An 8,292-nucleotide genomic window follows, 5' to 3' on the forward strand; every position below is an offset into this window, starting at 1 on the left:
AAAGCAATAATCGACAGGATTATTTATTTGTTCTTAAACAGGAACTGCGAAAATATCTGGATGCACAACAATTGATCATGGAATGTGATGATGAGATTAAAAGGGTTTTGGACGACTTTATAGATCAGGATCATGCAAAGAAGGCATTGTGCATTGATAAGAAAGTACACAAAAGGATCAACAAGAACACACCAAAAAATATTGACCTGAATCTCATTTCCTATCAATACTTCTATAGAATCGATCTATACGCCATAGAAGGGTTTAGCCACGGAACAGTGCTTACATTGATGAGCGAACTTGGTGAAAAAGGAATACTGGAGTTCCACAATGCACAGCATTTCACATCTTGGCTAAGATTGGCCCCTAATAATAAAATATCAGGCGGGCGCATCCTTAGCAGCAGAACCCCAAAAGGAAGCAATAGACTTAAAATAGCCCTCAGGCAGGCAGCAAATGCCATTGGAAATTTAAAGGACACTCATCTTTCCAACTTCTTCAATAGAATTGCATACAGGAAAGGCAGAGCTGTAGCTGTATCAGCTACAGCACGAAAATTAGCAACCATAATTTGGAATATGCTTTACAAAAAACAACAGTACAGTCCTCCAACAGTTTATGAGTATCTTGACCAGAAAAGAAAGAGGAAGGTTCTCGAACTTCAAAAACAAATCGCTAATTTAGATGCCAGAATGAGTAAAATACAACCTGCTTGAAACCAATAAAACAGGGTGAAATAAAAACGTTACTCAGAATTTAAAAAATGACGAAATTAACCAGAAGAAAATTTATTAAAAGAGGAATTTTAGCCTCAATTGGTTTAGTTCTTTTGGACTCACTTTGGTTTGAGAAATATGTAATTGACTGGAATTACTTTGACATCTCAAAATCGGAAAAAGACAAAATAAAAATCATTCAAATTTCGGATTTACATTTTGACCAATTAAGATACTTTCACAAATCTATTGCGAAAAAAATAAACTCAATAAAACCTGATTTAATATTTATAACTGGAGATTCTGTTGATAAAACAGAAAAAATAAAACCTCTGAATGAATTCCTTGAATTAATTGACAATTCGATAAAAAAGTATGCGATAACTGGAAATTGGGAATATTGGGGGAATGTAAATCTGACAGAACTTAAAAGTATTTATTCTAAAAATAACTGTGAATTACTGATAAACGAGAATAGAACAATTTCAATTAAAAATCGAGAAATCTCAATAATCGGAATTGACGATTTTGTTGGAGGAACCGCTGATTTTGAAAAAGCAGTTGAAAATCTAAAAGAAACTGAAACAAATATTGTTTTATCACATTGTCCTGAACACAGAGATATAATCACAAAACAAAAAGGAAATTTAAATATTGATTTAGTACTTTCTGGACATACTCACGGAGGGCAAATTACATTTTTTGGAATTGTTCCTTTCAAACCTCAAGGAAGTGGAAAATATTTAAAAGGTTGGTATAAAGAATCCGAACCGAAAATGTATATATCAAAAGGAATTGGAACGAGTATTTTACCCATCCGATTTGGAGCAAGAGCGGAAATGGTAGAAATGGAAATATAAAAACTACTGGCAACACCGTGTATAATTAATGGCTAGTTCTCGCCTACTTACGAAAATCCTCGCGGATTTTCTATTCAGTTTTTATTTGCTAAATTAGGTGCTTAAACACGCCACTAATCATACACATAAACGTTAGCCACAATTTGACCAAATTAATATAATGAAGATTGATTATAAACGTGAGCGAGTTTTTCCTTTAATGTTTATCATAATTGGAATTACCTTAATTATTTGCGGACTGATATTAATTGGAACTTTTTCCTCAAGAATGGAACTTGGGTTTTCGATTTTATTAATCGGAATTGTAATAGTTTTCATTCGGAAAGGAACAATCGTTGATTTTAATGACAGAAAAATAAAATATTATTTAGGCATTTTCTTTATTAAACTAGGAAACTGGAAATCAATAGAAGATTATACTTTTATAACATTACTCTCCATCAATCGAACAAGTTATGGATATAGTCGAACTGGGGTTCAATTCTCTGAAAGAAAAAAAATTAACAGATTATGTCTTTTAAATAAAACCCAGAGAAAACAATTATTAATTTCAGATTTTAAAGACAAGAATAACGCAATTTTAGAAGCACAATTATTAGCGGAAAAGTTGAAATTGGATTTTGTAAATTACAGTCCGATATAAAAACTGTGGCTAACAATGCATAACCGCAATTACGGCGGATTCGACTGCGTCCGAATCCACGCGTAATTGCTACCGTCGGTGCTTATCTGAAAAACATTAAATTTATCCCGTAACTGCGGTTATACTAAACGTTGCCAGTAATTTGAAAAAAGCACATTGAATGAGAAACATTTTGCATAAAGTTATTGACTGGATATTTAATAAATCACTTTATGTTTCTGGTATAGCGGTAATATTTTTATCCATAATTGATATATCAAATATTAATGACTGGACAATTACTGCATTTGGTATTCAAGAATTTGAAATCGGTAAAGTCATATATGGAATTACAGTTTTAACTGCTTTAGTATTTGGTATAATTTCAATTACACAAGCAAAAGATGTCGCGGAATTAGAAAAAGATAAGAAAGAGAAAGGTTTAAAAATTACAGATTTAGAAACTACTCTAACGGAAATAATTCACGAAACAAGTGATTTATTCAATTCTTACATAAAACTAATTGTAAAGAATTTAGGTTTTACGCATCAAGAAAGAATAAGTGTTTATAAAGTTTATGAGGATGGTTTTACTTTAATTGGTCGTTCATCAATAAATCCAAACTTAATGGAAAAGGGACGTCCAAAATACCCATTGTCAGATGGATTTATAGGAAAAGGATGGGCTGAAGGAGAATTTTTTATAAATAATTTACCTGACCCTAATTCAGGAAATGGAAATAGATATTATCAAGCAGTTAATAAAATAAATTTTATAGAAAAAGATGTTGTTGATAATATGAATATGAAATCAAGAACTTATTTCGTTTATAGAATAAATGGTTTTGATAGTTCGCCAAAAGCCATTTTAGTTTTTGAGAGTGAAAGAGAGAACGCATTTACTAAACAAGAAATAATAGATAGTTTAGCCGGCATAAAACAACCGCTCGTTATGTTTATTGAAAAGAATTACGGTGTGAAGATTTTAGATAATATAGATTTGGATAACGATAATTTAGAGCTATGAACAAACTAAACGAACTTATAAAATACATATTAGTTAAGTATCCAAAAATTGAAGAATTATCAAAGCCTCGATTAGTTAAATTAATTTACTTAATTGATTGGAAACATTCAATCGAATTTGGTGAACAATACACAGATATAAGATGGATTTACAATCATTACGGTCCATATGTCAATGATGTGATTAATACTATTAAAAACAATCCAGATATTTATGAAGTATACACGCGTGAAAATCCATATGGCGGTATTACTGATAAGTTTAATATCAAGAAATCAAAAAACCTACAAATTAATATAGATATTAAAGGTAAAAAAATAACTGACTTTATTATTGAAAAAACATTTCACATTGAATGGTCAAATTTTATATCAATAGTTTATTCAACTTATCCAGTAAGAACTAATCTAAAATATTCAACGTTAGATTTAAAATCATTAGCAATTGAATATAAAGCGGAAAAAACTACTGGCAACAATGTATATAAAAAATAGCGTAAGTCATTGCTAACACTATGGTTTGGGCATTTTTGGAAAGTCGCCAAATTTTTAAATTTGACGATTTCCAAGTAAAAAGATAAATAGTAAAATTTAAAAATTCGGCTTGTGTTTAATCCGAAAAGTTATTGCTATTTTCAGCGCTACTTTTCATATACGGAGCCGTTACCCACAATTAAAGCCAATCTATGTCAAAACCTGAAATTAACGAAGATTATCTACTATTGTTGATTGATAACAAGGGAATTATTGATACGGATACGATTGAAATAATTAAACATTTTGAAAGCGAGAAAAACCAACTTTCAATATTGTGCGGAACAAATGGAAATGATAATATAGACCAAATTGTATCTTTTATAAGAACAGTATTACAGCCCAAATTACCGAACAAGATTTTTAAATACTGCAAAGATTTAGATAAAGCATATCAAAGTGTACACGTCAATGTAGAAGTGGGAATTAAATCCTTTTTGGAAAGGCGAGACTTAATCTATACAAATCAAAGCCTCGCATTGAAAGACGATAAAGACTTTGATTTAGAATTAGCTTTCAGAGAATTAAAAAGCAATATTCAAGAAAGAATTGAATTGTGGTTTAAGGTTTTTGACATTGAATTTGCTTATGATAAAGCGAAAGCTATTTCTAATGTATTAGCATATTCACATCGTATTTGTGGTTGGTCAAGTCCAGAATATAAAATAACTGAAAATTTAAAACAAGAGATTAAAACTAATTTTGGATATGGAAGTGTCAGTTATTTCTTTTTGCTATTCACATTTAAAAACATACAAATTACGCCACTATCGGAATGGATTGATTACCGATATTCAAATTTTTCAGAGGTAATCAGATATACGAGAAGTTTTACCTCAAGAATTCCTGTGGTTAACGAAAGAGGACAATTAAAATATTACAAGACAAAGATTGAAAACGAATATTGGAATTATGCAATTTCATTTACTCAAAATGCTGCAAATTTATCTTTGACTAACGAAGACGAATTTATAGAAAAATATATAATTTCAGAATGCGAAAAAATGGTTGATGGACTTCAGACTATTTATGCAGAAAACGAATTTGATTTAATTGATGAAGAGCAATTTGACATTGGAGATAAAGACGCCAATCGCTATCGATTGAACATTAAAGGTTTTGAACTCATAAACTTTAAAACCGAAAAAATTATTGGTGCTTTAGATTTTATTGGGAAAATAATTGAATACAACAAGATAATACCGACAGACAAATATATTTCACGAATAAAGGACTTGAACAGAAAATTTATTCCAAAAGTCCACAAAGCAATAGCAGATGAAAAAGAAGAATTACATCAAGCAAAAAACGAATTAGCTAATTTTCTTATTGGTCACAATAAATTGGCTGAAAAGGATAAGTATTACAAAAACGAGCGAATAAGACTGAAAGAGAAATTTCAAGAAACCTATAAAACGGAATACGTTGAATTTATGGGAATTTTTAATAATTCTTTAGACCAATTGGCGAAACATAATCATAAGGTTAAATTACACACGGAAAACATCCAAATATTGAATGAATACATTGAGAAATACAATAACTTTATGGAATAATAACTGTGGGTAACACCGTGTATAATTAATGGCTAGTTCTCGCCTACTTACGAAAATCCTCGCGGATTTTCTATTCGGTTTTTATTTGCTAAATTAGGTGCTTAAACACGCCACTAATCATACACAAAACCGTTGGCAACAAGCTGAAAAAAAACCCGTAACACTAACGAAATCCGTCTTTAAAAGAAATAATAATGAACAAAATATTACTAATACTATTAGGAATTTTATTAATAATTTCCTGTAAACAAAAACCAAATACAGCAAAAGAAATTGCAGACAATCAACCAATAAAGGACAGTCTAACATTAGAAATCAAAAACTTAAATAAAGACTATTTCAACGGATTAGGAGTTGCAATAGTTGATTCCACAGGAATTTTATACGAAAAAGGAATTGGATTTGCTGATATAAAATCAAAAAAACCTTACACTATAAATACTATTCAACCAATAGCTTCTGTTTCCAAAACATTTATTGGAATCTCATTAATGAAAGCACAAGAAAAAGGACTTTTAAATTTAGATGACCCAATAAATAAATATCTTCCCTTTGAAGTCCAAAACCCTAATTTTCCAAACGAACCAATTACAATTAGACAATTGGCTACTCATACTTCAACAATAATTGATACTGAAAATTATATGAGTAAGTCGTATGTTCTGAAAGACAAAATAGATAGCACAATTACCAAGAATGAAAATATACCTCAAAGTTTCAATCCAAGTGATACCAAAATTCCATTATCCGAATTTTTAAAAAACTATTTATCCAAGGACGGTAAATGGTATAACAAAAGTGCTTTTTCAAAAAACAAACCCGGACAATTATTTGAATACACAAATGTTGGAGCCACATTAGCTGCATACATTATTGAAATTGCTTCAAACCAATCCTATTCAGATTTTACGACCGAATACATTCTAAAACCATTAGAAATGAAAAATTCGGGCTGGAATTATAATGATGTTATTTTTGACAACGTTTCAACGCTTTATTCCGATACCAAAACAGAAGTTCCTTATTATTCTTTAATTACTTATCCTGATGGTGGCTTTTTAACTACAATTAATGATTTAAGTAAATACCTTAATGAATTAATAAAAGGATATTCTGGAAGTGGAAAAATACTTTCAAAAAACAGTTATAATGAGTTATTTAAACCGCAATTAAAAGAAGAGAATTTCACGGAAAGAAACACTAATAATCCTTATAATGATGAATATAATTTAGGAATATTTATGGGTATTTCTGCTATGAATAATTTTGGACACACAGGAGGCGACCCTGGAGTTTCATCAATAATGTTTTTCAATCCAAAGGAAAGAACAGGCAGGGTTTTATTGATAAATACAAATATCAACAACCAAGAAGAAGTTAATGCTTATTATGGAATATTTAATAAATTAGAAGAGTATTCAAAAAAACTAACCGAGTAAAAAGCCAGTTGCCAACAACGTATATAGCTCATAGCTAATTAGTTGCTTTACTCAAAGTTAAGGCATATTTGCGAAGTCCGCCAAATTTTTAAATTTGGCTTATTGATAAAAAAAGTAATAAGAAAAATTTAAAAATTCGGCTCGTGCTTAATCGAATAGTTATCGCTAATTTGCACGCTACGAGCCATATACAAAACCGTTAGGCACAATGCAAGAAAACCTTCGCGAAATCAACTTCCAATAAGAAATATCAAATTAATATGAATAGTATTACGGAATTACTTCAATATTCTTATAAAATCAACCCCAATTCTGGAACACTATTATTTCGAGGACAAGCAAATCATGAATGGCCAATTATTCCTTCTATTCACAGAAGATTCGAAAGATATCAAGCAGTTATCATGGAAGCATTCCTTCTATATATTTTAGATATTGAATCTATTAAAAAACCACATATCTATACTAATCAACCAATCGAATTTTTGGCTATGAGTCAACATTACGATATACCAACAAGATTATTAGATTTAACAGATAAAATATTAACGGCATTATACTTCGCTTGTGAGAACATTTATGATGAAAAAGGAAATAAAATTGAAAATGATGGAGCACTATATGTAATTAAAAAAGAAGGCTTTAATAAATTTAAATTAAACGAGTTTCGAGAAAAAACAAGTGAACCTCTTCTTGTTGAAACCAATTTAATTAATCCTAGAATAAATTCTCAATCAGGCAGTTTCTTGTTATGGGGAGCGTTACCACTAAATTCAGAAACAACCGAAACTTATACCCTTGAAAACTATTGTGAAAATGTCTTAAAAGCAATACCAATTGAGAAGATAATTATACCAAAAGAAAAAAAAGAATCATTTTTAATTGAGCTTAATGAAAAATATGGAATTAATAACGACTCAATGTATCTCAACAATGATTTTGCGAAAAAAGCAGAAAAGGACTATCGAATATTTAAAAAAGCATCTTCGATTATTACTCACGAAATGACAAATTGGGAGCATGGGAAATCTCTATTTAAAATGAGTATGAATTTGGCAGGTTGTAGTAACTTGCAAGGTCTTCCAGAGAATGCAGGACCTTTTGCCAAGTTAATAGAAGAGATAATTAATTATGACAAACATTTAGTAGGCAGAAATGACCCATGCATATGCAGAAGTGGAAGAAAATATAAAAAATGTTGTGGACAATAAGCAAAGTGCCTAACAAAGAACTGAGGCAAAAAACAAGGCTTTTCTCCATTAAATTTGACAAATGGGTCCTGGCATTGTTGAAGTGGAATAAAGCTCCTTCGTCGTTTTATTTTCAATCCAACAATCAATAATCAGCACCTAAGTTGATGAGTCCGATTAATTAATATTTAACACTGACACATGGGCATCATCGTACGGTAAACCAGATTTCACGATTGCAAAACACTGTTTCAATAACTTATTGGCTACTGCAATAAGCGCCAATTTTTTACTCTTACCCTTGTTTACGATTCGCTCATATATCTCGCGGCACGCTTTGTTGTACTTA

8 protein-coding genes and 1 pseudogene are annotated in these 8,292 nt (G+C 30.4%); 8 read left to right on the forward strand and 1 reads right to left on the reverse strand.

Annotated features, from left to right (window positions below; translation table 11 throughout):
• The 8 genes from G525_RS21370 to G525_RS22590 form a co-directional block, all read left to right on the forward strand.
• Window positions 1-716 (forward strand): transposase (locus G525_RS21370; protein WP_035480073.1); only part of this gene is annotated, 716 nt, incomplete at its 5' end.
• A 47-nt stretch (window positions 717-763) separates the two neighbouring features.
• Window positions 764-1,576, forward strand: coding sequence for a metallophosphoesterase (locus G525_RS0117410; RefSeq protein WP_027127280.1), 813 nt, complete (start codon window positions 764-766; stop codon window positions 1,574-1,576).
• Window positions 1,577-1,736: 160 nt separating this feature from the next.
• On the forward strand, window positions 1,737-2,219 hold the full coding sequence (locus G525_RS0117415) for a hypothetical protein (RefSeq protein ID WP_027127281.1): 483 nt from the start codon (window positions 1,737-1,739) through the stop codon (window positions 2,217-2,219).
• Window positions 2,220-2,379: 160 nt separating this feature from the next.
• A complete protein-coding gene (locus G525_RS0117420) occupies window positions 2,380-3,225 on the forward strand; it encodes a hypothetical protein (RefSeq protein ID WP_027127282.1) in 846 nt (281 codons plus the stop codon).
• Window positions 3,222-3,719, forward strand: a complete 498-nt coding sequence (locus tag G525_RS0117425) for a Panacea domain-containing protein (RefSeq protein WP_027127283.1) — start codon at window positions 3,222-3,224, stop codon at window positions 3,717-3,719. Before G525_RS0117420 ends, G525_RS0117425 begins: the two co-directional genes overlap by 4 nt.
• A 191-nt stretch (window positions 3,720-3,910) precedes the next feature.
• Entirely contained in the window at window positions 3,911-5,314 is a 1,404-nt protein-coding gene (locus tag G525_RS0117430; protein WP_027127284.1) for a hypothetical protein, read from the forward strand.
• A gap of 194 nt (window positions 5,315-5,508) precedes the next feature.
• A complete protein-coding gene (locus tag G525_RS0117435) occupies window positions 5,509-6,753 on the forward strand; it encodes a serine hydrolase domain-containing protein (RefSeq protein ID WP_027127285.1) in 1,245 nt (414 codons plus the stop codon).
• Window positions 6,754-7,013: 260 nt separating this feature from the next.
• Entirely contained in the window at window positions 7,014-7,964 is a 951-nt protein-coding gene (locus G525_RS22590) for an FRG domain-containing protein (RefSeq protein WP_027127286.1), read from the forward strand.
• 156 nt (window positions 7,965-8,120) lie between these two features.
• Here G525_RS22590 and G525_RS22740 read toward each other — a convergent pair.
• Window positions 8,121-8,292, reverse strand: a pseudogene (locus tag G525_RS22740) (IS110 family transposase); the annotation flags it as partial.

The organism is Gelidibacter mesophilus DSM 14095 (assembly GCF_000423005.1).
Taxonomy (GTDB): domain Bacteria; phylum Bacteroidota; class Bacteroidia; order Flavobacteriales; family Flavobacteriaceae; genus Gelidibacter; species Gelidibacter mesophilus.